The following is a 23,678-nucleotide window of genomic DNA, read 5'->3' on the forward strand; positions in this document are numbered from 1 at the left end:
CACGGTGGCCGCGCTCTCGTCGGCAACGACGAGCAAGACCACCGCGCTACACCACTATCGGGGGCTCAACTTCGGGGCATTGCTCATCAGCTTGCGCATCTCTTCGATGCCGCTATCAAGCGCGGCTGGGGCAAGGTTGCGAAGGAGTTTGTTGCGCGAGAAGGTCGGCGCATCCTTTTCGACAGGCGCGATGACCTTGCCCAGCACGGTGAAGGTTCCGTCGAGGAGCCGGTCGGGATCATCCACGATGAAGTGCGCCAAGTCGCAAATGGTTATCAGGGTCAGCGCCGGGGTGGCAGTGACGCGTCCGTAGTACTCGCGCGTGGTTTCCTGGCGTGTGTCGGCTTTAACGGCGTTTGCGATCGCTCGGGCAAGCTCACCTTTCATGTCCGCCGCGATGCCCATTCGCTGCGCGTGCTCTTCCCGCGCCTCATGCCCTCCCTCCGCGGGGAAGCGTTCAAGGTAGTCCTGCTTCACAGTGAAGCGCGTAACGGCCTCAACGAGTTCTGGCGAGATAACATCGAGGGCGAGCGTGAGCTCGACCGGGTCGAAGGCGGTGGTGTACTCCACGAACGCCCCCGGCCGCACTGCCTCAGCGTGCTTTACAGATGCCACGCGCGTCAGAAGATTCTCCTGGTCGAGGAACTGCCGCACGAGGTGCAGGTTGTACGCCTGGGAGTAGACGAACTGCTGACGTGACGCTGTTCCGGTGCTCTCGGTCCAGCTCGACGACAGGCTTGCTCGAGCTTCCAATCCGACCTCGCCACCCCCAGCGAACGGCACCGCAATCTTTCCAGTGCCCTTGCCGGAGACAGCCCCGTCCGCCCCGCTCTTGTTGTCCCCTCCTGAGGTGAACTCGCGCGATTCCTCTGTCAAGAGCGGGTGACGCGCGATCTGCTGGAGTACTCCAGCGATCTGATCGGAGTTCTGGTAGATCGTCGCAATTGGCGCGGTGCGAGCATCGTCTCGCGGTGCGGTATCGGTCATGCCTTTATCCTCTCGCAGTCACCCTGAGAGCTGAGCTCCCTCGAAGTGTCCTAAGCGCGCATCTTCTTTCGCCGGGAAACGTAGAGTTCACCCTCTCGCAGAAATGACCGTTTATGCACTTGCCATCTGCCTGCTTCATACCAGAGAGCTGTAAGTGCGGCCACACCAGGCGGCTATGGTCGGGGGCACACCGGTAGTCACGAAGTCTTGAACAAGGAGCACCCCCGTGGTCGATTGGACCGTCCTCCCTGCCTTCCTCGGAGTCATCTTGGTGTTCCTCATCCCTCCCGGCCCGGACATGGCATACATGCTCGCTGTCGGTCTCCAAGGAGGTAGACGAGCAGCGGTGAAAGCCATCCTTGGCATCGCCACCGGGATGAGCGTCTACGCTGCGGCCGTCGTCATCGGCCTCGGTAAGATCGCCGACACCCACCCCCGCCTCTTGACCGCATCGTGGCTTCTTGGTGCGGCCTACCTCGTGTGGCTGGCCATCACGACGGTGCGCCACGCGCGGGAGACATCCGCTGTAGCCAGCGTGAGGTCAGGTCGTTGGTACCTTCGCGGCCTGCTGGTCAGTCTCACGAACCCCAAACTCATCTTGTTCTTCCTCGCCGTACTACCCCGTTTCACGGGCAACGCTTCAAACATCACGATGCAGATGGCGCTCTTGGGGGCAGTTAACGTGACCACCGAACTCATGCTCTACGGAACCATCGGCGTACTCGCCGGGGCCTTCCACGCGCGCTTCACCAACAGTCGGCGGGCAGGTGTCATCTTGAACTACGTCGCTGCCACGGTCTACGCGTTCCTTGCCAGTTTCATCGTCGTGGAAGCGATTCTGTAAGCGCTGCACCCACGAGGGATCGCCGGAAGATGGTCATCCGACACGGTATTAGTGTGGCCGTTTAGTGTGCTACACTTTAGGCATGGGCATGGAATTCATGGACAGCGCAGACCGGCACGGCATCCCCCGCCAAGACACCATGTACGTGATCCTCCACCCGGTCGCCACCCAGGAAATCGCCGGGCACCCCGGAGCGACCACGATGGTCTATGTCGGTCACCCCCACGCCCAGACGGAACGCTACGTGGAGGTCATCGCCGCGATCCGCCCGCCGCGTGATCTGGTGATCTTCCACGCGATGCCCTTGACTGACCTGTACCGCCACCTGCTCCACGAAAGGAAGTAGCGAGATGGACCACGATTACGACGCCCTGGCCGACGCGGCCGAGCGGGGGGAGCTGACCCCGATCCCCGGAACCGAGCTGCACGGGGAAGCAGCCGCGGCCGAGGTCCGCCGGATGCTGCTGGAGACCACCGGCACCACCGACCTGGACGAGCTGACCCGTATGGCGATGGGCCGCCCCGCTGTGGGCACCTCCTCTGGTGCCTCGCCCGTGGTGCGTGCACGCGTGCCCCAAGCGCTGAAGGACCGCGTGAATGCTCTCGCCCGGCGCGAGCACCGCAAGGAATCCGACATCGTGCGCGAGGCCCTGGCCGCCTACGTGCAGCTCCAGGAGGCCTGACCCGCCGGAGGGTATGAGCAAGCCCCGGACGCGCAAAATGCCCGGGGCTTGCTCCCGGGGTCACAGCGCCCCAGGTGGTGGCGTCGATCCCCGCCACCGCACCACCCACCCTAGCCAGTACGGAGCCCCTATGAAGATCGGCTATGCCCGCGTGAGCACCCGCGAACAGGCCGCGTCGCTGGCTACCCAGCGCGAGGCCCTGACGGCCGCCGGGTGCGAGCGAGTCTTCGCGGACACGATCAGCGGCGCGCGCTCCACCCGCCCCGGCCTGGACGCCGCCCGCAGCTACCTGCGTACCGGGGATGCCCTGGTAGTCACCCGCCTGGGCCGGCTGGGCCGCTCCATGCGAGACACCGTGACGACCGCCGCCGAGCTCACAGACAACGGTGTGCGTCTGGTGCTGCTGGACATAGGCCTAGACACCAGCACCAGCGAAGGCCGGCTGATGGTCGGCATCCTCTCCGCCCTGGCGCAGCAAGAGCTCGAGACCATCCAGGAGCGCACCCGCGTGGGACTGGAGCACGCCCGGGCACAAGGCCGGGTAGGTGGCCGGCCTCCGAAGTTGAGCCCCGCCCAGCGTGCGGCCGCGCTGGCCGCGCTGCGTGGCGGGCTGTCCGTGGCCGAGATCGCCACCCTGCACGGGGTGAGCCGCTGGACCATCACACGGTTGCGCGATGCAACTTCCCGGGAGGAATGACACCTGCACCCCGGCCCCGATCTGGTTGACGTGGGCACATCCCCAGACTGCTCGTCATTTGGCGTGCGTTGAGCGCACCGCCTGTGTAGGACGCGGGCGGGTGCTACCGGGTCATGCGTACATAGGAGTCGAAGAGCAGTTCCTGTCGTTCCAGGCGGTGCGGCATCGGCGGGGCGCGCCGATGATCTTGTCCATGATGGTGTCGAGCTGGTCATGGGCGCGCACCAGCTCCGGTGCCATACCCAGCGCGGCGTAGTTTCATCCAATGGCCGGTCAGGATGTTGCGCCCGAGCATCGAGAATCTTGGCCCCAGCGGAGGCCAACGCCGTGCGTTGTCCGTCGGTCAGCGCAGGCATGGGGAAGTTGTTCCAGGTGATCGTGCTGGAAAACGACGGATCAGACTTCATCCGACCGCCCACCATCTTCATCCAGGCCCAGAACATGGATGACGAGGCTACGGCGAAGATGATGCCGTGCGGGTCCACGGCCCCGTAGACCTTGTTCGAGATGATGACTTCGGGTTCGAAATGGGACACGGGCAAGTAGTGGCGGTTCTCGCTGCTGACCTCGGGGATGCCCACGAAGGGGACGTCGGAAACCAACCCGAGCTGGCGGAACAGGTGCGGGAACCGAGCCCAGTTCTGTGTGGTGGGTGCCTTAGAAGCTTGACGTGAAGCCGCATCCGCTTCGAGGCGGCGTTTGAGCTCCGGAGAGCGGGCGGGGTCACCGGGGTTCATCTCGCGCAGCCACAGGCACCAGCGTTTTTGGCTGCTCAGCAGCTCTTTGGACCCGACGTAGGGCCGCACGTACGGGGCCATCACGGGGTCGGCCATCACGGCGTCATATTCCATCGGGGTGATGACGAAGTTGCCATCGTCGGTAGCCATGGAACGGGACTGCTGCACGGATAGGTGACACCGAACCTGGCTGGCCGACGCGGGTCGGCCTGGAAGGATGATCACCGTGCCCAAGCCCTACCCTCAAGAGTTCCGTGACGACGTCGTGCGTGTCGCGCGCGCCCGTGAAGACTCCACGGAGCTGCGCGAGCTCCGCCGCCGGAACCGACTGTTGGAGCAGGAGAACGAGGTCCTGCGCCGCGCGGCCGCCTACCTGTCTCAGGCGAACCTGCCGGGAAAAGGTTCTTCCCCCGCAAGCGGGAGGTGCCCCCACCGCTCGTGAGCGAGCTCGCCGCTGACGGCATTCCCGTCGCGGTGTCCCTGCGGGTCCTCAAAGCTCTCCCGCCAGCCCTACTACCGCTGGCTCAAACACCAGCTCACCCAGGCCGAGCTGATCGAGGCCTATCGCGCCAACGCGCTACTGGATGCCCACCGCGATGACCCCGAGTTCGGCTACCGGTTCCTCGTCGGCGAAGCCGGCGAGGCCGGTGAAGAGATTGGCGAGCGGACCGCGTGGAGGATCTGCCGGGACAACCAGTGGTTCTCCGTGTTCGGGAAGAAGCGCGGCAAGAACGGGAAACGCCCGGGGCCGCCGATCCATGACGACCTCCTCAAGCGGGACTTCACCGCCGATGACGTCAACGAGCTGTGGCTGACCGACATCACGGAGCACAGGACCACTTGAGTTCCAGCCATCGTCGCAACACTGGTTCAACTCGCATTCAGTAAAGCATGGAGTCGTTCGGCTGGAGTGTCCCAGTCGAGCGTCTTGCGTGGACGTTCGTTGAGGTCCTCTGCGACGCGTCGCAATTCTGCGGGCGTGTGGCGGGAGAGATCGGTGCCCTTCGGGAAGTACTGGCGTAGGAGACCGTTCGTGTTCTCGTTGCTGCCGCGCTGCCAGGGGCTGCCCGGATCACAGAAGTACACCGCCATATCGGTGGCGGTCTGGAACCCCACATGCCCCGACATCTCGGTGCCCTGGTCCCAGGTCAGCGAGCGGCGTAGCGCTGCTGGCAAATCAGCGACGGTGGTGATGAGGCCATCGCGCACGGTCTCGGCCGTGTGGTCATGTTCAAGGTGCACGAGGGTAACGAAGCGGCTTGATCGCTCGACGAGTGTTCCGATTGCTGATCGTCCCATCGTGCCGACGATGAGGTCCCCTTCCCAATGCCCAGGGATTGCACGATCCTCAGCTTCCGCGGGTCGCTCAGCGATGGAGACCATAGGGTCCACGAAGCGACTGGTTCTCTTCGCTGGATCGCGCCGTGGTTTTCGTGTTGTCCGCCCGCGTCTCATCGACGCGGCGATCTCGCGTTTCAGAGCGCCGCGTCCTTGGACGTAAATCGCCTGGTAGATCGTTTCGGTGCTCACCCGCATCCCTTGATCGTCCGGGAAGTCTTTCACGAGCCGGTGACTGATCTGCTCTGGTGACCATCGTTTACGCAACTTCGCTGCCACATAGGCGCGCAAATCGCCAGCAGATTCGAGTTTGCATGCACGTCGCCTCGGCCGGCGCGCCGCCGCGATCCGGTGCGCCGCGTAAGGAAGATAGCCGACTGTCGTGGCCGTGTTGCGGGCGATCTCCCGGCTGATCGTCGACGCGCTCCGCCCCAGCGCCCGCCCGATCGACCTTATCGAGTCCCCGCGGCTGCGTAGATCGTGAATACGCTCTCGTTCGATCAAACTCAGGTAGCGAGAATCGATAACAGTCTCAAGACGCGCCAGATCAACCGGGGCGCCTCTCGTATAGGCATCACGCGGGCTCTTCACATTCGCCAGTATCGCCGCCTGACGGTAGCGAACTACACGACCGTCGGGGTGAACGCGTCCGCCCGTTATCTGCTTGATGCCCTTGTCCCAATCTTGCGCAGAGCGCTTGTCCACGCCGACCCGTCTCGCAGCATCCGCCCGACTGACACCGTCGGCACGCAACCGCTCAAACCGTGCTCGTTGAGCGCGGGTGTCCTTCCCCGTGAAGATCCCCGCCTGATGCACCCACTTGTAGCAAGTGACCCGCACGAACCCGAGCTCTTTCGCGACCTTCGACACGTTCCCCGTCGACGCCAGCAGGCGGAAGAACTCGGCCTTGTCCTCAGCCGTATAGACCCGGCTCTTCGCACGGGAAGTCGATACGCCAGCCTCATTTCGCCACCGGTAACACGACTCAACGCTCAGCCCCAGCTCAGCCGCGACAGCACGGATCGTGCCGCCACGATCAAGCCGACGGAAGAACTCGTCCCGCTCCTTCGCCTTGTACTGCACATTCTCTCTACCCCTCGGCCGAATAACCATCGCACGCACCTCTCGATCAGAGTGTTGCGACGATGGCTGGAACTCAAGCCACCGAGGGCAAGCTGTATCTCTGCGCGATCAAGGACGTGTTCTCCGGCCGGATCGTGGGCTACTCGATCAGCGACCGAATGAAGGCGCGTCTCGCAGTGAAAGCGCTGGACAGCGCAGTATCTCGACGCGGCGACGCGGCCGGCTGCATAGTGCATTCGGACAGAGGATCTCAGGGCGGATTCAACTGGTCGTCGCAATACCTCGTGAGAGGGGTGTGTGATGGGTCGTCGTCAGCAGGCCGCGGACCGGGCTGTTCGTTCGAAGTTGCGGTCGCCGGGGCATCCAAAGTTCCAGCGGCCGGTCGAGGCGGCCTTCTGGACAGCGATCGCGCAGGGACTGCTGCCCGAGGAGGCCTCAGCGGTTGCGGGCGTGGGGCAGGCGGTCGGAGCACGGTGGTTCCACAACGCTGGGGGCATGCCACCGTTCGACCTGGGCTTCACCCCGTCGAGCCGCTACCTCAGCTTCGCCGAGCGGGAGGAGATCGCGATCCTGAACGCCCAAGGCAACGGGGTTCGCGACATCGCCCGGGCGCTCGGCCGGGACCCGGGCACGATCAGCCGCAACGCCGCGCCTCGGGGCGGGACGCGGGAGTACCGGGCATCGGTGGCGCAATGGAAGGCCAACATGGCCGCCAAGCGTCCCACACAGGCGAAGCTCGTCACCAACCCGCGGCTGCGTGAGTATGTCAAGCAGCGCCTGTCGGGCAAGGCCTCTCGCCCGGACGGCACCGTGGTCGCTGGACCGCAGCCGCCGCGGTTCACGGGCCGCAACAAGCCCCATCGCAAGGACAGGGACTGGGTGCTGGGCTGGAGCCCGCAGCAGATCAGCAACCGGTTGAGGCTCGACTTCCCCGATGATGAATCCATGCGCATCAGTCACGAGGCGATCTACCAGTCACTGTTCATCGAAGCCAGAGGCGCTTTGAAAAAGGAACTCCTCTGGTGTCTGCGCACGGGCCGGGCGCTGCGGGTCCCTCGAGAACGATCCCGTCGCAAGACCCGGGCCCACCTCACCGAGGCAACGTTGATCAGCGACCGCCCCGCCGAAGCCGACGACCGCGCCGCCCCGGGACATTGGGAGGGCGAGCTGCTCATCGGGCTCGAGCGCTCTGCCATCGGGACCGTGGTGGAACGCACGACCCGGTTCACGATGCTGGTCCACCTGCCCCGCGAGGAGGGCTACCAGTTCAGGGCATCGATCAAGAACGGCCCGGCACTAGCAGGCCACGGCGCGATCACCATGAAGAACGCACCCGCGGACACGATGTCGACGCTGCCGAAACAGTTGGCACGCTCGGTGACCTGGGACCGCGGCAAGGAGATGTCGGCCCACGCCCTGTTCACGGTCGAGGCAGGGATCCCGGTCTACTTCGCCGATCCCGTCTCACCCTGGCAACGCGGCACGAACGAGAACACCAACGCACTACTGCGCCAGTACTTCCCCAAGGGCACCGACCTGTCCCGCTGGACGGCAGAAGACATCAACGCCGTCGCCCACGCCCTCAACAGCAGGCCCCGCAAGACCCTCGGCTGGAGAACCCCTGCTGAAGCCTTCAACGAGTACCTACAATCAACCCCACAAGCCGGTATTGCAACCACCGGTTGAACCCGGTGTCTACACCTCGAAGGCCTACGCCGCGCTGTGCCAGCAGTTCGGGGTCAGGCAGTCGATGGGCGCGATCGGCTCCAGTGCGGACAACGCCCTGGCCGAGTCGTTCAACGCCGCGCTCAAGCGCGAAGCGCTCGAAGGCCGGGCGGCGTTGCCTGACCAGGCCACGGCTTACCGGGTCGTGTTCCGGTGGGCGAACCGCTACAACAGGTGCCGACGGCATTGTGCGATCGGGAACATCACCCCGAACGTCTACGAAACCGCCGCCTGCGCTACGCTCACGGAAGCGGCATAACCGAAATGACACCGTGTCCACGATCCGGGGTCAAGGTCCGTGCTACGGGGTCGCGGTGGGCGGCTGATTGGCTGCAGCGTTGGTCACTGACGGATCGCTGTGCTCGGAGCTCCAACTGGCGAGGATGCGCGGCTTTTCCAGGTCGGTGTCGGTCCTGCCGGCGTAGACGAACAGGACTTGGTCGGGATCTCCGGGCAGAGTGAGGGCTTCGTAGGTGATGTCCAGGCGCCCGGCAAGGGGGTGATCGAACCGGGTCAGCAACCCGTCCAGCAAGGCATTGGAGGCCAACACCTCATCGCGGCGGCCCAACACGAAGGAGGGCTGGTCGTGCGGTCCCTCAAGCGGGCGCAACAACTCAGGACGTACCTGCTGACGGGGAGTGGGCGTGACGGAGCGTCGTCGCTGCGGGCGCAGCAGGTCGCGCAGATACTGGGTCTCCGCCGGGCTCAGCTGCAGTGCTTCAGCGATGGAGAGGATGACGCCCTCGGAAGCGCTGGTGAGCCGACCCTGCTCTAGGTACCTGCCCGCACCCCGCCGTGCACGCGGCGCGCACCCCAGGCCGTGAGGCCGATGCAGAACAGCGCGCCCATCCCGAGTGCCGCGGCGCGGACCCGCTGGCCGGTGACCATCGAGTCCGTCACCCCGCTGTCCCCGTAGGAGCCGGGCTCGCCCGTCTCCACGACCGTCAGGTGACCGTTCTGCTCCGCGAGCAGGGCGTCCACCTCCCGCGGGAAGTCGGAGTCCTGGACACCCGTCTGGGTGCCGCGGAACGTGATCTGGTTCCCCTCGGTCTTCTTGACGGGATCGTCGAGCCGGTTGTCGAACGGGTAGCGTTCGGTCAGCTCGTTCTTGGGCATGATGCCCGCGTAGATCCCGTTGTAGTCCTGGGTCACGAGGTCCTTGGTGAGCGTCTGGTACGTCCCGGAGACGACCATCGACTCCCCCGCCCACTCCTCCAGCCGGGAGGCCTTGTCGAAGGACAACGCCGAGGCCAACCCCAGCGCCAGGGTCACGACTGCCCCCAGCAGCACGATGAGGACGATCCACCATCCTCGGGCACCACCGGGTCGTGTCTCCTGGTCGTGCTCGTCGAAATCGATGAGTTCCTGGGTGTCGTGGCTCACGGTATGACTTCTCCTGGCTGGTGGGGGGTGATCAGCTTCGGATCTCAGCGCCGTGCTCCCTGTGGGCCGCATCCACCGCGTTCTCACGGGCCTGGGAGGCCTCGTCCGCGGTGAGGGTACGGTCCGCGGCCCGGAACCGCAGGGCGATCGCCACGGACTTCTTGCCCTCGGGGATGCCCTTGCCCGCATACACGTCGAAGACCTCGGCGGCTTCGAGCAACTCGCCCGCTCCCCGACGCACCGTGGTCAGCAGGTCCGCCGCGGGGACGCTCGCGTCCACCACGAGTGCGACATCCTGGGTGGCCGCGGGGTAGCCCGAGATCACCTGGGCGGTGACCGCCGAGGCCTCACGATCGAGCAGCGCGGACAGGTCGAGTTCCACGGCGCACGTGCGCTCGGGCAACCCCTGGGCCGCGACGAGCTTGGGGTGCAGCTCTCCCGCCATACCGATCACGGCGCCGTCCTGAGTGTTCAGCTGCGCGGTGCGCCCGGGGTGGAACGCGTGATGCGAGCCCTGGGTGACCCTCAGCTCCACGCCCACGCTGCGTGCGGCGAGCACGGCGACGTCGAGCGCGTCCTGCCAGTCCAGGGTGCGCGGCGCAACCCACGGGCCTGCAGCGGCGTCGTGCCCCGTGAGCACCGCGGCGAGCCTGCGCGGCTGGTCGGGGACGGCGGCGTCGAGCCGTTCGAGCTCCGGAGCGGCCGGGCGCACGCCGAGCGGCGGGATGGGCTGGGTGTCCGGGGTGTAGCCGTCCGCGAGGAACACGTGGCCCATCTCGTAGAGGGCCAGGTCCCGCAGTCCGCGCGAGTGGTTGCGCTTGAGCACCCCGAGCAGCCCGGGCAGGATGCTCACCCGCAGCAGGGACTGGGCCTCGCTGATGGGGTTCGCGAGCTTGATCGACGCCACGTGCTCACCGTCCGCGCTGCCCCACAGGTCGTTGTCCGTCTGGGACACGAACGGGTAGCTGAGCACCTCGGTGAGCCCGGCGGCCGCGAGCGTGTTGGCCACGCGGCGTCGTGCGGCCTGCGAGCGCGTGAAGCCGCGCCCGGGAGGCGCCACGGGGAGGCGATCGGGGATCTTGTCGTAGCCGTCCAGACGCGCGACCTCCTCGACGAGGTCCTCCTTCTCGAGCAGATCCGGGCGCCACGACGGCGGGACCACGGTCCAGCCGTCCGCGGTCTCCGTGACCTCGGCGCCGATGGCCACGAGGCTGCGCTCGACGACCTCTGGAGAGTAGTCCACTCCAACGCGCGCCGCAGGGTAGCCCGCGGGCAGCTCGATCGCGGCGGGGCGGTCCGTGTGGTCCACGTCCGTGACCCGCCCGGAGTCCGTGCCGCCGGCCAGCTCCACGAGGAGTTCGACGACGCGCTGCGCAGCAACCGGCGCGAGCTGCGGGTCCACGCCGCGCTCGTATCGCTTGGACGCCTCCGAGGGAAGCTTGTGTCGGCGGGCGGTGCGGGCGATCGAGACCTCGTCGAAGCGAGCGGCCTCCACGAGCACGCGCGTGGTGTTCTCCCCGACCTCGGTCGCGGCACCGCCCATGACGCCGGCGAGGCCCACGGGACCGGACTCGTCCGCGATCACGAGGTCCTCGGTGTTCAACTCACGGGACTTGTCGTCCAGCGTGGTCAGCTTCTCGCCGGCCAGCGCACGGCGCACGGTAATCCCGCCCTGCAGGGTGTCCGCGTCGTAGTTATGGATCGGCTGGCCGTACTCGAGCATCACGTAGTTGGAGATGTCCACGGGCAGGCTCAGGGAGCGGATCCCGGCCAGGCGCAACCGCGACACGAGCCACTGCGGGGACGGGATGGATGGATCCACGTTCTCCACGATGCGCACCGCGAAGCGGTTGCACCCGGCGCGGCCGTGGATCGGGGCGTCGTCGGACACGGTCACGGGGAACCCGTCCTCGGTGGACGCGGGCACCCGCGGCGCGAGCTCCGCCACGGGATCCGTGAACGGTGCGCGCACCGCGTGGCAGTACTCGCGGGCGATCCCGCGGATCGAGAACGCGTACCCGCGGTCCGGGGTCACGTTGACCTCCGCCGCCGAGTCGTAGAGACCCAGCAGCTCCAGGGCGTCGGAGCCGATCGCGGGGTCCAGCCCGATCCGAGACAGCACCAGGATGCCGTCGTGGTCGTCGCCAATGCCGAGCTCGCGCACGGAGGCGATCATGCCTGCCGAGATGTGGCCGTAGGTCTTGCGCGCGGAGATCCGGAAGTCACCCGGCAGCACCGCACCCGGAAGGGCGACGACCACCTTGTCACCCACCGAGAAGTTGTGGGCACCGCAAATGATTCCCTGGACGCCCGAGGGGTCGATGCCCTTGCCCGTCAGCGTCTGCTCATGGCCCTCCGGCACCACGCGCACGGAGCACCAGTTCACGGTCTTGCCGTTGGAGTGGGTCTCGGGCTCCATGGAGAGCACCTGGCCCACCACGATCGGACCGGAGAGGGAGTCGGAGGGGCGGTGGACGTCCTCCTCCTCAAGACCCACCTTCACGAGGGTGGCCAGGACGTCCTCCGCAGTGGCGTCCTCGGGAACGGGCGCGTACTCGCGCAGCCATGACAAAGGAACTCGCATTGCTCTAGATCTCCATCCCGAAGTGTTCGCTGAAACGGACGTCGCCCTCGACCATGTCGTGCATGTCCGGGACGTTGTTGCGGAACATCAGGGTCCGCTCGATGCCCATGCCGAACGCGAACCCCGAGTAGCGCTCGGGGTCGATCCCCGCGGCCCGCAGCACGTTGGGGTGCATCATGCCGCAGCCACCCCACTCAATCCACCGCGGTCCGCCCTTGGCGGTGGGGTGCCACACGTCCAGCTCCGCGGAGGGTTCGGTAAAGGGGAAGTAGTTGGGCCGCAACCGGATAGCGGCCTCCGGGCCGAACATGGTGCGCGCGAAGTGGGTGAGGGTGCCCTTGAGGTCCGCCATGGACAGCCCTTCGTCCACGGCGATGCCCTCCACCTGGTGGAACACGGGGGTGTGGGTCGCGTCCAGTTCATCCGTGCGGTAGGTCTTGCCCGGGCACACCACATACACCGGCAGCTCGCGCTCCAGCAGCGAGCGCATCTGCACCGGCGAGGTGTGGGTGCGCAGCACCAGGTGTGACGACGGCGGGTCCACGAAGAACGTGTCCTGCATCTGCCGCGCCGGATGGTCCGGCTTGAAATTCAGCGAGTCGAAGTTGAACCACTCGTGCTCGAGCTCCGGTCCCTCCGCGACCTCCCAGCCCATGCCCACGAAGATGTCCCCGATGTGGTCCATCAGGTTGGTCAGGGGGTGCCGTCCGCCCAGCCGACGACGCCGCGTGGCCGCCGTGACGTCCACCGCTTCCTCCACGAGGATGCGGGCATCCCTCTCCTCCTCGAGCACGGTGGCGCGTGCCGCGAGCGCCTTGTTCACGCGTCCGCGGGCCTGCCCCACCAGCTTGCCCGCGGTGGCCTTGGCGGCCTTGTCCAGCCCACCGATCGCACGGTTGGCCAGCGCCAGCGGGGATTTCTCCCCCGTGTGGGCCAGGCGAACGGTCTTCAGCTCGGAGAGGTCGGCGGCGGCCTCGATCTCACGCAGTGCGTGCTCGAGGGCGGCCGTCACCCCGGCCTCGTCGGTGGGGTCCACCGCGGCGGACGGTGTGGTCTCGGACATGGTTTCTCGCGTTCCTACTGGCGGACGGTGTTCTCACGAGCTCGCTCCCCCGGTGGGTGAGCCGCTTTTCGTGCAAATGCCCGCAGCGTGGCCGGTGCGGGCAGGGTCAGTCTAGTGGAGGACCCATGGCGTCCGCTGACCCGGCGGGGTCATGGGGCGAGCTGTCCCAGCAATGCCCGCACGATCGGAAGGTCCGCCGGGATCCACGGCAAGGCCAGTACGGCGTCGGGGTCGCTCGACGGAACCCACCGCACGGCCAGGTGATCGGTGCCCACCACGGGTGTATCCACAGTGGTTCCGGTCCACACGCGCATCGCGGCCATCTCGGACAGTGGCCATCCCTGAGCATGAGGGCCTGAGATTTCAGCCAGAAGCTCCACCCGCACCGACAGCTCCTCCGCGCATTCGCGCACGAGTGCGTCCTCGGCGCTCTCCCCCGGTTCCTGCTTGCCGCCCGGGAACTCCCACAGCCCGCGCAACGTCTCAGGGTAGGCGCGCTGGGCGGCCAGGAACGCGGTGGGGTGATGTGCGTCGTCGAGCAGGGCCACCCCGACCACCTGGGTCCGGAAGCGCGCGGGGAGATCGGAAGTCATGGTGTTCAGTGTGTCATCGACAATTCGGACAGCGCGGAGAGAGAAGCGTCAGCGATCGAAAATCCGGCGCTGGGCTTGCGCCGATGCATACAGACACACGGTCGCAGCGGTGGCCACGTTGAGCGATTCGGCGGCCCCGTACAGCGGCACCGCCACAGACAGATCCGCGGCCGCGACCTCCGCTTCCGACAGTCCCTGCGCCTCATTACCGAACAGCCACGCGGTGGGCTGCTCGAGGGAATACGCCACGTCCCCCGAAGAAATGCCCGCGGCGCGCAGCACCGCGGCGTCGGCCAGCTCGGAGACCGTCATGGAGGCATAACCATCCGCGGCGAGCACGCCCATGCCGTGCTCACGAGCCGCCGCGACGACCTCGGCGAGTTCCATGCCCGTGAACACCGGGACGTGGAACAGCGACCCCGCAGAGGAACGCACGGATTTCGGGTTGAACGGGTCCACGGTGCCGGGAGTGCACAGCACGGCATCTGCGCCGGCGGCGTCCGCGGTACGGATCACGGTGCCGGCGTTACCCGGGTCCTGCACCCGGACCAGCATGCCCACCAGGCGTGCGGCACCGAGGGCGCGAGCGGCGTCGTCAGAGGAGCCCGACGCCTCAGACGCGTCCAAAGCAGAGGAAGGGAAGCGGCACACCGCCAGCATCCCCTGCGGCGTGACCGCATCGGTCATGGCCGCGAGTACCTCCGGGGTAACCGCCCGGACGAACGCGTCACCGCGGTCGGCGACCGCCGTGAGGTCCGAGGCGATCCCCGGATGCCGGTCGAGCTCCTGCAGGGTCACGTACACGGCATCGAGCCGCGGCAGCCCGGGAGCGGGAGAATCCGCGAGCGCGAGACGGACCGCCTCGCGCACGTTCTGCGGGCCCTCGGCGCGGAACAATCCGTGCTTGGAACGCATCGAGCGCCTGGTCAACGCGGCCACGTCCTTGACCCGATCGGCTCGGGGGTTGGACAGCAACCGGTCCTCCAGGCGCTCGACGAACGTCACAGCGGCACTCAGGCGGCGGTGCGGGGCGCGGAGGTGTCCTCCGGCAGGGCGTCCTTGGCCACGCGGACCAGGGTCGCGAACGCGTTCTCGTCGCTCACGGCCAGCTCGGCCAGCATGCGACGGTCCACCTCGACCTCAGCGGCCTTCAGGCCCTGGATGAAGCGGTTGTAGGTCAGACCGTTCGCGCGGGCGGCGGCGTTGATGCGCTGGATCCACAGCCGACGGAAGTCGCCCTTCTTCTTGCGACGGTCGTTGTAGGAGTAGGTGTACGAGTGGAGCATCTGCTCCTTGGCCTTGCGGTACAACCGGGACCGCTGACCGCGGTAGCCCGAGGCCTTCTCCAGAACTTCACGACGCTTCTTGTGGGCATTGACCGCCCGCTTCACACGTGCCACGTGCGTACTCCTAACGATTCGGTTCCGACCCCTGCCGGAACATGACTACCCGCCGCGCAAACGCGGCGCTGACGAAATGGAAGAGGAAGGGCCTACTTGGCCAGCATCCGCTTGATGGCCTTGGCCTCACCCGGGGTGGAGACGATCTGGTCGCCCGCGAGACGGCGGGTCAGACGCGAGGACTTGTGTTCCAGGTAGTGGCGGCGGTTGGCCTGCTGGCGCTTGACCTTGCCCGAACCGGTGAGCTTGAAACGCTTCTTGGCACCGCTGTGGGTCTTCATCTTCGGCATGGTGGCCGTCTCCTTTTACATCGACCGGTGGGGCACACCGGTGGGTCGCGACACACGGCCGCGACCACGCTGGTGTCGGGCGATCACACGCCCAACGCTGTCAATTCCTGTGCCGCGGTTACTTCTTGGCGGGCCCGGGCTTGAACGCCCCGGGTTTCGGTGCCGCGGGCTTGGCCGCCGCGCTCGGCTTCGCGGGTGCGGGCTTCGCACCCGGCTTCGCGCTTGCAGCGGGCTTGGGGCTCGCTGCGGGCTTGGGAGACGACGCCGATGCGGTACCCGCCTGCGCCGCCGCCGGCTTGGCCGCTGCGACCTTGGCGTCCGCGGTGGCCTGCTGTGCAGAAGCCTCGGGCTGCGCCGGAGCCTGAGTGGCTTCGGTACCGGACGCCGGCGCCACGGTCTCCTGGACCTTGTCCTCCGCCGCGATGGGAGCGCTCTGCGAGCTCTCCGCCTGCACGGTGGCCGCCTGACGCAGTTCCGCCGGGAACGCATCCCCGATGGACTGGGTCACGGACTCGGCATTAGAGGTGTCCACCCGCTGCTTGCGCTGGTTCTCGGACTGCGACGTCTCCCGCTGCTTCTGCTTGCGGGCCTCAGCGCGAGCCTCCGCCTTGTTCTTGAGCGGACCGATGACCATGACCATGTTGCGACCGTCCACGCGGGGCGCGGTCTCCACGACACCGACCTCGGCGACGTCTTCCGCGAGCCGCTCGAGCAGGCGCACACCCATCGCGGGGCGCTGCTGCTCACGACCGCGGAACTGGATCATGGCCTTGACCTTGTCCCCCGCGGAGAGGAAACGCTTGGCGTGACCCACCTTGGTCTCGTAGTCGTGCGTGTCGATCTTCAACCGGAAACGCACTTCCTTGAGCACCGTGTTGGCCTGGTTCTTGCGCGCCTCACGAGCCTTGACCGCAGCTTCGTACTTGTACTTGCCGAAGTCCATGAGCTTGGCCACGGGGGGCTTGGCGTTGGGTGCGACCTCGACCAGATCGAGATCCGATTCTCGGGCCAGCCGCAGCGCGTCCTGCACGCGAACGATGCCGACCTGCTCGCCGCCAGGTCCGACCAAGCGGACTTCCGGGACACGGATTCTGTCATTGATACGTGGATCGCTAATGCCAAGCTCCTGAGTTCGTGGGTTTCCCCGTGGTTGGGTCCTGGACCACAACGAAAAACCTCCGCTGCGGCACGCGCGAGCGGAGGTGAGAACCACACAGAGACCAAGACGACACGACCGTCATGAAAACGGCGTGGTCGTTCGGTCACGAACCCGGGCACCTGGTGCCGAGTGATCGCGTCACTCGGCGGGCGGCGGCGGGTGGGAGTCATCTCCGCTTGCACACTGTCCACCAATATAACGCATGCGGGGGCGTCGGGGCCAGTCGAGGGACGGCCCCACGCCGGGCGAGGTCGCTGTTCTACAGTGGTCCCATGTCCGAGCAGCCGCGCTCCGAGCGCTTCGAATTCACCGACACCGCATCGTCCCAGGGTCCCGCTCACGCTCACGACGCCGCCCACGACCACGGCGCCTCCGATCCCGGTGCACTGCCCGACGAGACCCTCGCCGAGGTGAACAACCAGATGCGTGACATCGCCGAGGTCCCCGCGGTCGAGGTCATCACGACCGCCGCGGTCCATCTCATGAGCGCCGCCGCCGTGAAGTGCGGCCTGGCCGCGGAGGAGAACGCCGAGGAACTCAAGGACCTGGACGAGGCGCGCAAGCTCATCATCGCTCTCGCGGGTCTGATCACCGCTGCCGCCCCCGAAATCGGCTCCCAGCACGCCGGCCCGTTGCGCGACGGCCTCAAGTCCCTCCAGCTCGCGTTCCGCGAGGCCTCCCCGTTCCCCGACGCCCCCGGCGCGGGACCCGGCGAGAAGTTCACGGGCCCGGTCTACGGCTGAGCGTCAGTCCCGTTGAAGCCCTTTTAAGGAACGCGACGCGCAACCGGTGGTCGTGCGCCGCGTTCCTCTTGGTGACGTCAGACGGCGACGTCACGCTGTGATCTCATGCAGTGACCTCACGCAGTGAGCCGGACCTCGATCGAATCCACCGCCTCCGCCATGACGGGCTGGGCCGCGAGCTGCTGTTGGTAATGCCCCACTACTGCCTGTACCTCGTCGGCGGACAGCCCCACCCGCAGCTGCAGGGTGACCGTGAGCTCCGGGCCCTCGCCCCCACCGCGTAACGCGGCGCCGTCGGACCGCGCGGCATTCACACCGCGACCCGGGCCGGCGAGCGCCGCCACGATCTCCGAGCGCCCGAGTGCCGCGCGCGTGACGGCGTCGTCCACCGCGACGTCCCGGTACGACGGCGTCCACTCATGTCCCTGCGCCACGGCCCACAGGGCGGGGCGCCGGACCACGAAGGCCGGATCCGCCCCCGGATCCACGACAAGCAGCGCGGAGCCGTCTTGCACCGCGGACAGCGCGGCGCGGCGGATGTCCGCGGCGACCGGTCGGGCCCGGGCGTTCCATGCGGTCAGTGCACTGGTGGACGTGAACACCGGCAGGGCCTTGCGGCCGTCGGCGGCCTGCAAGCTCACGAGGGCCATGTCCGCTTCCTTGTCGGAGACCAGGCCGTCCTCGGTGATGTGAGACTGGGACACCTGCGCCACGATGGGCACGAACACCCGGATCCCGGCGAGCGCGGCCACGACCTCCTCCTCGCCCACTGTCCCCGCGCGCCATGCGTCAAGTGCGCAGGCGACATTCGGATCCGCGGTGCCGGGGTCGTCGGGAAACTGGTGGGTGTGGCTCGTACCCTCCCCCAAATTGCGACCCTCCCACGACTGACCGCCGGTGTCTGTGGGGCCACCGGCCGAGCGCAGCTGGGCGGCGATGTGCGCGGGAAGGGCGCGAGCGCCGTCGGCCCCGGAAACGCGTGCGCTGGGTCCGGAAACGTCGTGGTCACCGCGCCCGGAGGGCGGGTGCGCTTCGCGTCCGGGCCCGCGATCCGCGCGGTGCTCAGGCACTCGGGCGACCGGCGACGTCCAGGGCCTGCGCAAGCGTGAACTTGCCGGCGTAGAGCGCCTTGCCCACGATCGCGCCCTCGATGCCGGCGGGGACGAGCTCGCGCAGCGCGGCGAGGTCCTCGAGAGACGAAATTCCGCCCGAGGCCACCACGGGCTTGTCCGTGCGGCGGGCGACCTCGGCCAGCAGCTCGGTGTTGGGCCCGCGCAGCGTGCCGTCCTTGGTCACGTCGGTGACCACGTACCGCGCGCAGCCGTCGGCCTCGAGGCGCTCCAGCACCTCCCACAGGTCGCCGCCGTCCTTGGTCCAGCCGCGCGCGGCGAGCGTGGTGCCGCGCACGTCCAGACCCACGGCGATCCTGTCCCCGTGCTCGGCGATCACGCGATGCGTCCACTCGGGGTTCTCGAGCGCCGCTGTGCCCAGGTTAATGCGCGCGGGGTCCAGGGTCAGGACGCGCTCGAGGGATTCGTCGTCCCGGATCCCGCCGGACATCTCGATCCTGAGGTCGAGGTTCGCGGCCACGCGGCGCAGGACCTCGATGTTGTCACCGCGACCGAAAGCGGCGTCGAGGTCCACGAGGTGCAACCATTCGGCGCCCGCTTCCTGCCACGCGAGGGCGGCCTCGAGCGGATCGCCGTAGCCGGTCTCGGAGCCGGCCTCCCCCTGGACCAGGCGCACGGCCTGTCCGCCTTGCACGTCCACCGCGGGCAGCAGTTCCAAACGGCGTTCGGTGGTCTCGGTCATGTCTCTCCTCACGTGGCGCCTGCGGGCGCCGTGGTGGTCCGGTGGTTGATTGGATTGTCGCGGTGTGGCGCGCGCCCCGTACCCGTTGACGACGGCACTACGCCCGGTTCACACGCTCGTGAACCACGAGTAGCCCCCGTAGCCGATCAACACGAGGGCCACAAACGCGAGCAACACCACGCTCCACAGCGGCTTGCGCTGCTGATGGAAGGAGATCGCCCCGCCCACGAAGAACGCCCCCGCCACGAGCAGCAGCACCGATGCGGTCATGCCGGGACCCCCGAACCCGGTGCGGGGATGCGCCCGGCCATGCGTCCGGTGCGCGGCAGCGTGGACAGCCAGTTGCGCAGCAGGGCGATCCCCGCCGCGGAGGACTTCTCGGGGTGGAACTGCGTGGCGCTCAACGGACCGTTCTCCACGGCGGCAACGAAGGGCGCCCCGTGCTCGGACCAGGTGACGCCCGGGGGCACCATGTGCTCGATGCTCTGGTCGAATTCCCACTCCCGCACCCCGTAGGAGTGCACAAAGTAGAACCGCTCGTCCTCAATGCCGCGGAACAGTACCGAGCCCTCCGGCGGGCGCACTTCATTCCAGCCCATGTGCGGGACCACCGGAGCGTCGAGGCGTTCCACGGTCCCGGGCCACTGTGCCAGTCCCTCGGACTCGTGACCGTGTTCCACGCCGCGGTCGAACATGACCTGTAGGCCCACGCAGATCCCCAGCACCGGACGGCCACCGCTCAACCGGCGATCGATGAGCCGCGGGGCGTCCACCGCGCGCAATCCCTCCATGACGGCCGCGAAGGCTCCCACGCCCGGGACCACGAGACCGTCCGCGTCCATGACGTCGCGCGGATCGGCGCTCAGCACCACCCGCGCGCCGGCCTCCTCGAGGGCGCGCACGGCAGATCGCACATTGCCCGCGCCGTAGTCCAGGACGACAACGCTCGGCGCCTCCGTCATGTTCTGCTCCGCCCCGCTCACAGGGCGCCCTTGGTGGACGGGACCACGCCGGCCATGCGGGCGTCGGGCTCCACGGCTTCGCGCAACGCCCGCGCAAGCGCCTTGAACTGGGCCTCGGCAATGTGGTGCGGATCGCGGCCGCGGATCACCTCCACGTGCAGGCACAACTGGGCGTGGTAGGCCAGGGACTCGAAGACGTGGCGGGTCATCGACCCGGTGAAGTGACCACCGATCAAGTGGTATTGCTGGCCCTCCGGTTCACCCGTGTGCACCACGTAGGGCCGCCCGGACACGTCCACCACGGCGGACGCGAGTGCCTCGTCGAGCGGCACGGTGGCCTGCCCGAAACGGCGGATCCCCCGCTTGTCCCCGAGTCCTTGGCGCAGCGCATCACCCAGGACGATCGCTGTGTCCTCGACCGTGTGGTGGACGTCGATGTCCGTGTCCCCGTGGGCCTGGATGTCCAGGTCGATCAGGGAGTGCTTGGACAGTGCCGTGAGCATGTGGTTGTAGAACGGCACCGTGGTCTCGATCGAGGACGTACCCGTCCCGTCCAGGTCCAGGCTCACGCGCACGGTGGATTCACTGGTCACGCGTTCCACCGTGGCGGTGCGGTGGTTCTCGACTGCGCTCATGAAAGACGACATCTCCTCGGGGACGGCGCCCGGCGACGGCTCGGCGGGCGGGTCCAGTCTAGATGGCTGGGGTGGGACCATGGGGCCGCGGCTAGACCGGTCCCACGGTTCGAGACGAGCCGGGCCGGCTCAGAATCTTGGCCCGGACGGTCCGGCTCAGGACCGGGCGAGGTAGGACTCCACGGCCTCGAGGAACGCGGTGGTCTCCGCTTCCGTCCCGGCGGTGACCCGTAGGTGGCCGGGGATCCCCACGTCCCGCACGAGGACGCCCTGGTCGAGCAGACCCTGCCACATGGCGTGGGCGTCCCCGCCGCACTCGAAGAACACGAAGTTGGAATCGGATTCGGCGGGGGTCAGGCCCAGTCGCTTGAGCTCGTCCACGATCCGGTCGCGCTGCAGTTTGATGTCCTCGACCGTGCCGAGCAGTGTCTCGTGGTGTTCGAGTGCGGCCAGTGCGGTCGCCTGGGTCACCGAGGACAGGTGGTACGGCAAGCGCACGAGGCGGATAGCGTCCGCGACGGAGCGGTCCGCGGCGAAGTACCCGAGCCGTGCACCCGCTAACGCGAACGCCTTGCTCATGGTGCGCGTGACGATGAGCCGGGGACGGCCGGGAAGCAGGGTTAGCGCCGAGGGGGTTCCGAAGCGCGCGAACTCGGCGTAGGCCTCGTCCACGACGACGATGGTGTTGCGGTCCTCCCCCGCCTCGTACACGGCCTCGACGACATCCAGTTCGAGCGCGGTCCCGGTGGGGTTGTTGGGCGAGCACAGGAACACGATGTTCGGGGCGTGCTCGCCCACCTGGCGTGCCGCCGACTCCGCGGACAGGGAGAAGTCCGCAGCGCGCTCCCCCGCGATGAACCGCGTTCCGGTCCCGAGGGCGAGCAACGGGTACATCGAGTACGTGGGGACGAAGCTCAACACGGAGCGCTCCGGCCCACCGAAGGCCTGCAGGATCTGCTGCAGGATCTCGTTGGACCCGTTGGCGGCCCACAGATTGTCCTCGGTCAGCTCGTGACCCAGATAGGACGCTAGGGCGGTCCGCAGATTGGTGAAGTCCCGGTCCGGGTAGCGGTTCAGGGACGCCGCGGCATCGGTGGCGCGCCGCGTGATGGCCCGAACCACGGGCTCGGGAACCGGATGGGTGTTCTCGTTGGTGTTCAGTGCGACACGGACTTCCAGCTGGGGAGCACCGTAGGGAGACAAGCCCCGCAGGTCGTCGCGCAGCGGAAGGGCTTCGAGGGAATCATCACGAGAATTCACCAGACCAGTCTATGGACTCGGCGCATATCCGGTCACACGACGTCTCACGGTGTGTCGATTCCCGGACCAGTCGTGACACCGCCCGGAGCTTGTCGGCGCACCAGGAGTCGCTCACTTGGCACCGACGGATCACGTCACCGACGGGTCACCGTCAGCGGGACGGGACCTCCAGGACCTGACCCGTGTGCAGGGTGGAGGACGTCAGACCGTTGAGCTCGGCGATGTCGTTCATGACCTCGCGGGTGTCCCGCTGCGGGTCCGCCACGGCGGCGATCTCCCACAGGGTCTGGTCCGCCTGCACCGTGACTCCGTGGGTCACGGGCGCCCCCGCCGGTTCCGTGGATGCCTTGACCGTGGGCGGCAGCAGGAAGACGGCGGCGACCACCAACAGGGCCGCCGCTCCCGTGACGAAGGGCAGTCCGATCAGGAAGAACCGGCCGCGGCGGGTGAGCTGCAGCGGCGAGCGAGCGGCGCGCGGGGCGGCCTGGACGGACGCGGCGCGGGCCGACGTACGAGCGCGCACGGCGGCGGAGGACGCAGCCGTGGCGGAACGAACGGATCGCGACAAGGTGAGAGCGGTCATGGCTACCTCCTGGTGATCTGACCGGATCCACCCGAAGGTGGCGGTGTTCGAACGCGGAGCGTATTTAGAACACATTTTCGAATCTCTACCAACAGTTCTAGCACGGGTGTACGAATGCTGTCGAGGACCTTTTCGAACACATATTTGAACCCGGGGACGCGCGCGGGTTAAGCTCGAGGTCACACAGGAGTTAGTTGACCCCGCGTCTCCGACACGCATAAGCGGCCTCCGCGGCCCACCGCAGGGTGTGCACAGCGTGGACGGTGAAAGGACCCCGCACGTGAGCACTTCTTCCCCGAATCAGCAGGCGTCCGACCGACGCTCGCGCACGCTCACCCCTCGACAAGCACGGATCCTCGGTGCCGTGCAGCGCTGCATCACCACGCGCGGCTACCCGCCGTCCATGCGTGAGATCGGTGACACCGTGGGTCTGGCGTCCCTGTCCAGCGTGACCCATCAGCTCGGCCAGCTCGAGAAGTGGGGCTACCTGCGCCGGGATCCGCGCCGACCCCGCGCCATGGAGGTCCTGCGCCCGTTGAGCGCGGAGGAACTCGACCGCCACCTGGGGCCGGCCGACGAGCCCGCGGGTTCCGTGGAGTCCTTGGCGACCCGCGCATCGGGCGCCGGGTCCCCCGCGGTGCACACCATGGGCGACCTGCCCGCCGCGGACGACGACGACGCCATGGTCCCCGTACCGCTCGTGGGGCGCATCGCCGCCGGTGGCCCCATCACCGCCGAACAATCGGTCGAGGAGGTCTACTCCCTGCCACGGCAGTTCGTGGGTCACGGCCAGTTGTTCATGCTCAAGGTCTCCGGGGACTCCATGATCGACGCTGCCATCTGCGACGGCGACTGGGTCGTGGTGCGCCAACAGAACTCCGCGCAGAACGGGGACGTCGTGGCTGCCCTGCTGGACGACGAAGCGACCGTCAAGACCTTCCGCCAGCGCGACGGCCACACGTGGCTGCTGCCCCAGAACACCCGCTACGAACCCATCCTGGGTGATCACGCGACCGTGATGGGAAAGGTCGTCTCGGTCTTCCGCTCCCTGTAGCTCGCCCTCCGAACGGTTCCGGGAACCGCGCGTCGCGTCACGCGGGACGGCACCACGGACGTG

Annotated in this window: 27 protein-coding genes and 3 pseudogenes; 11 read left to right on the plus strand and 19 right to left on the minus strand. The window is 67.5% G+C overall.

Going from position 1 to position 23,678, the window contains the following annotated elements:
• Positions 1-54: 54 nt before the first annotated feature.
• A complete protein-coding gene (locus tag RF650_RS00005) occupies positions 55-987 on the minus strand; it encodes a hypothetical protein (RefSeq protein ID WP_368813794.1) in 933 nt (310 codons plus the stop codon).
• Positions 988-1,213: 226 nt separating this feature from the next.
• Here RF650_RS00005 and RF650_RS00010 point away from each other — a divergent pair, with 226 nt between their 5' ends.
• From RF650_RS00010 to RF650_RS00025, 4 genes are all read left to right on the plus strand, one after another.
• Positions 1,214-1,831 carry a LysE family translocator gene (locus RF650_RS00010; protein ID WP_131333176.1) on the plus strand — a complete coding sequence of 206 codons (618 nt, stop codon included), beginning with the start codon at positions 1,214-1,216 and terminating at the stop codon, positions 1,829-1,831.
• Between the two features lie 82 nt (positions 1,832-1,913).
• Positions 1,914-2,177, plus strand: coding sequence for a hypothetical protein (locus RF650_RS00015; protein ID WP_131333177.1), 264 nt, complete (start codon positions 1,914-1,916; stop codon positions 2,175-2,177).
• A gap of 4 nt (positions 2,178-2,181) precedes the next feature.
• Positions 2,182-2,514: a ribbon-helix-helix protein, CopG family gene (locus RF650_RS00020; protein WP_131333178.1), complete on the plus strand. Its 333-nt coding sequence runs from the start codon at positions 2,182-2,184 to the stop codon at positions 2,512-2,514.
• A gap of 130 nt (positions 2,515-2,644) precedes the next feature.
• Positions 2,645-3,211, plus strand: a complete 567-nt coding sequence (locus RF650_RS00025; protein WP_131333179.1) for a recombinase family protein — start codon at positions 2,645-2,647, stop codon at positions 3,209-3,211.
• Between the two features lie 404 nt (positions 3,212-3,615).
• Here RF650_RS00025 and RF650_RS00030 read toward each other — a convergent pair.
• Positions 3,616-4,098, minus strand: a pseudogene (locus tag RF650_RS00030) (type IIL restriction-modification enzyme MmeI); the annotation flags it as partial.
• 76 nt (positions 4,099-4,174) lie between these two features.
• On the opposite strand from RF650_RS00030, the gene RF650_RS00035 reads away from it, so the two are divergent.
• Together RF650_RS00035 and RF650_RS00040 are read left to right on the plus strand one after the other, a co-directional pair.
• Positions 4,175-4,390: a hypothetical protein gene (locus tag RF650_RS00035; RefSeq protein WP_368813795.1), complete on the plus strand. Its 216-nt coding sequence runs from the start codon at positions 4,175-4,177 to the stop codon at positions 4,388-4,390.
• A gap of 264 nt (positions 4,391-4,654) precedes the next feature.
• Complete coding sequence (locus RF650_RS00040) at positions 4,655-4,792, plus strand: hypothetical protein (RefSeq protein ID WP_207387837.1); 138 nt, start codon at positions 4,655-4,657, stop codon at positions 4,790-4,792.
• Positions 4,793-4,818: 26 nt separating this feature from the next.
• Here the strand turns inward: RF650_RS00040 and RF650_RS00045 are convergent, their stop codons facing one another.
• Positions 4,819-5,991 carry an IS30 family transposase gene (locus tag RF650_RS00045; RefSeq protein WP_231726676.1) on the minus strand — a complete coding sequence of 391 codons (1,173 nt, stop codon included), beginning with the start codon at positions 5,989-5,991 and terminating at the stop codon, positions 4,819-4,821.
• Between the two features lie 461 nt (positions 5,992-6,452).
• On the opposite strand from RF650_RS00045, the pseudogene RF650_RS00050 reads away from it, so the two are divergent.
• The 3 genes and pseudogenes from RF650_RS00050 to RF650_RS00060 all read left to right on the plus strand — a co-directional run.
• Positions 6,453-6,623: pseudogene (locus RF650_RS00050) on the plus strand (DDE-type integrase/transposase/recombinase); the annotation flags it as partial.
• A 46-nt stretch (positions 6,624-6,669) separates the two neighbouring features.
• Positions 6,670-8,055 (plus strand): IS30 family transposase, encoded by a 1,386-nt coding sequence (locus RF650_RS00055; protein ID WP_131333181.1) that lies wholly within the window; start codon positions 6,670-6,672, stop codon positions 8,053-8,055.
• Positions 8,056-8,062: 7 nt separating this feature from the next.
• Positions 8,063-8,353: pseudogene (locus tag RF650_RS00060) on the plus strand (integrase core domain-containing protein); the annotation flags it as partial.
• A 42-nt stretch (positions 8,354-8,395) separates the two neighbouring features.
• Here the strand turns inward: RF650_RS00060 and RF650_RS00065 are convergent.
• The 9 genes from RF650_RS00065 to infC form a co-directional block, all read right to left on the minus strand.
• Entirely contained in the window at positions 8,396-8,641 is a 246-nt protein-coding gene (locus tag RF650_RS00065; RefSeq protein ID WP_131333183.1) for a hypothetical protein, read from the minus strand.
• 224 nt (positions 8,642-8,865) lie between these two features.
• Positions 8,866-9,477 carry a hypothetical protein gene (locus RF650_RS00070; protein WP_131333184.1) on the minus strand — a complete coding sequence of 204 codons (612 nt, stop codon included), beginning with the start codon at positions 9,475-9,477 and terminating at the stop codon, positions 8,866-8,868.
• 31 nt (positions 9,478-9,508) lie between these two features.
• Positions 9,509-12,061 (minus strand): phenylalanine--tRNA ligase subunit beta, encoded by a 2,553-nt coding sequence (gene pheT / locus RF650_RS00075; protein ID WP_131333185.1) that lies wholly within the window; start codon positions 12,059-12,061, stop codon positions 9,509-9,511.
• 4 nt (positions 12,062-12,065) lie between these two features.
• Positions 12,066-13,124 carry a phenylalanine--tRNA ligase subunit alpha gene (gene pheS / locus RF650_RS00080; protein WP_064845938.1) on the minus strand — a complete coding sequence of 353 codons (1,059 nt, stop codon included), beginning with the start codon at positions 13,122-13,124 and terminating at the stop codon, positions 12,066-12,068.
• A gap of 149 nt (positions 13,125-13,273) precedes the next feature.
• Positions 13,274-13,717: a (deoxy)nucleoside triphosphate pyrophosphohydrolase gene (locus RF650_RS00085; RefSeq protein WP_131333186.1), complete on the minus strand. Its 444-nt coding sequence runs from the start codon at positions 13,715-13,717 to the stop codon at positions 13,274-13,276.
• Between the two features lie 48 nt (positions 13,718-13,765).
• On the minus strand, positions 13,766-14,722 hold the full coding sequence (locus RF650_RS00090; protein WP_242670441.1) for an RNA methyltransferase: 957 nt from the start codon (positions 14,720-14,722) through the stop codon (positions 13,766-13,768).
• Positions 14,723-14,730: 8 nt separating this feature from the next.
• Positions 14,731-15,117, minus strand: a complete 387-nt coding sequence (rplT, locus tag RF650_RS00095; protein WP_035963276.1) for a 50S ribosomal protein L20 — start codon at positions 15,115-15,117, stop codon at positions 14,731-14,733.
• A gap of 92 nt (positions 15,118-15,209) precedes the next feature.
• Complete coding sequence (rpmI, locus tag RF650_RS00100) at positions 15,210-15,407, minus strand: 50S ribosomal protein L35 (RefSeq protein WP_035963278.1); 198 nt, start codon at positions 15,405-15,407, stop codon at positions 15,210-15,212.
• Positions 15,408-15,525: 118 nt separating this feature from the next.
• Positions 15,526-16,476 carry a translation initiation factor IF-3 gene (gene infC / locus RF650_RS00105; RefSeq protein ID WP_368813796.1) on the minus strand — a complete coding sequence of 317 codons (951 nt, stop codon included), beginning with the start codon at positions 16,474-16,476 and terminating at the stop codon, positions 15,526-15,528.
• A 362-nt stretch (positions 16,477-16,838) separates the two neighbouring features.
• Between infC and RF650_RS00110 the strand changes: the two genes are divergently transcribed.
• A complete protein-coding gene (locus RF650_RS00110; protein ID WP_131333187.1) occupies positions 16,839-17,309 on the plus strand; it encodes a DUF1844 domain-containing protein in 471 nt (156 codons plus the stop codon).
• A gap of 116 nt (positions 17,310-17,425) precedes the next feature.
• On the opposite strand, the gene RF650_RS00115 is transcribed toward RF650_RS00110, so the two are convergent.
• From RF650_RS00115 to RF650_RS00145, 7 genes are all read right to left on the minus strand, one after another.
• Complete coding sequence (locus tag RF650_RS00115) at positions 17,426-18,247, minus strand: SseB family protein (protein WP_131333962.1); 822 nt, start codon at positions 18,245-18,247, stop codon at positions 17,426-17,428.
• Between the two features lie 124 nt (positions 18,248-18,371).
• Positions 18,372-19,121: a bifunctional 1-(5-phosphoribosyl)-5-((5-phosphoribosylamino)methylideneamino)imidazole-4-carboxamide isomerase/phosphoribosylanthranilate isomerase PriA gene (gene priA / locus RF650_RS00120; RefSeq protein WP_131333188.1), complete on the minus strand. Its 750-nt coding sequence runs from the start codon at positions 19,119-19,121 to the stop codon at positions 18,372-18,374.
• Between the two features lie 108 nt (positions 19,122-19,229).
• A complete protein-coding gene (locus RF650_RS00125) occupies positions 19,230-19,391 on the minus strand; it encodes a hypothetical protein (RefSeq protein WP_165489804.1) in 162 nt (53 codons plus the stop codon).
• On the minus strand, positions 19,388-20,083 hold the full coding sequence (gene hisH / locus RF650_RS00130) for an imidazole glycerol phosphate synthase subunit HisH (RefSeq protein ID WP_085106727.1): 696 nt from the start codon (positions 20,081-20,083) through the stop codon (positions 19,388-19,390). Before hisH ends, RF650_RS00125 begins: the two co-directional genes overlap by 4 nt.
• A gap of 17 nt (positions 20,084-20,100) precedes the next feature.
• A complete protein-coding gene (gene hisB / locus RF650_RS00135) occupies positions 20,101-20,718 on the minus strand; it encodes an imidazoleglycerol-phosphate dehydratase HisB (protein ID WP_144932642.1) in 618 nt (205 codons plus the stop codon).
• Positions 20,719-20,874: 156 nt separating this feature from the next.
• On the minus strand, positions 20,875-21,978 hold the full coding sequence (locus RF650_RS00140) for a histidinol-phosphate transaminase (RefSeq protein WP_131333190.1): 1,104 nt from the start codon (positions 21,976-21,978) through the stop codon (positions 20,875-20,877).
• Positions 21,979-22,129: 151 nt separating this feature from the next.
• Positions 22,130-22,561 carry a LysM peptidoglycan-binding domain-containing protein gene (locus RF650_RS00145; RefSeq protein ID WP_131333191.1) on the minus strand — a complete coding sequence of 144 codons (432 nt, stop codon included), beginning with the start codon at positions 22,559-22,561 and terminating at the stop codon, positions 22,130-22,132.
• A gap of 280 nt (positions 22,562-22,841) precedes the next feature.
• Here RF650_RS00145 and lexA point away from each other — a divergent pair, with 280 nt between their 5' ends.
• Positions 22,842-23,615, plus strand: a complete 774-nt coding sequence (gene lexA, locus RF650_RS00150; RefSeq protein ID WP_131333192.1) for a transcriptional repressor LexA — start codon at positions 22,842-22,844, stop codon at positions 23,613-23,615.
• Positions 23,616-23,678 lie beyond the last annotated feature (63 nt).

Origin of the sequence: Kocuria sp. CPCC 205297, assembly GCF_040981035.1 — a bacterium.
Lineage (GTDB): Bacteria > Actinomycetota > Actinomycetes > Actinomycetales > Micrococcaceae > Kocuria > Kocuria marina.